The following is a 236-nucleotide window of genomic DNA, read 5'->3' as shown; positions in this document are numbered from 1 at the left end:
TGAACAATTTGGGTGGTTCTATCTCTTAGCCGCTTCAAGCTTTCTATTATTCTGTATTTATCTCATCTTTAGTCCCTTTGGTAAAGTTAAATTAGGAAAACCAGAGGATAAGCCTGAATATAATTATCTAACTTGGTTTGCATTTCTTTTCACAGCAGGCATGGGGATAGGACTAGTATTTTGGGGTGTTGCTGAACCAATGTATCATTTTTATGCTCCTCCAACAGGGCCAGGAG

General features: G+C 38.6%; 1 protein-coding gene. It reads left to right on the top strand.

From position 1 onward, the window contains the following. Nucleotides 1-236: BCCT family transporter (locus AOA60_RS31320; RefSeq protein WP_178075442.1), on the top strand; the 236-nt coding region annotated here is incomplete at both ends.

The sequence above is a fragment of the Pseudomonas sp. 2822-17 genome, from assembly GCF_002742485.1.
Taxonomy (GTDB): Bacteria; Pseudomonadota; Gammaproteobacteria; order Pseudomonadales; family Pseudomonadaceae; genus Aquipseudomonas; species Aquipseudomonas cyclaminis.
This window is presented reverse-complemented; position numbering and strand designations above follow the sequence as displayed.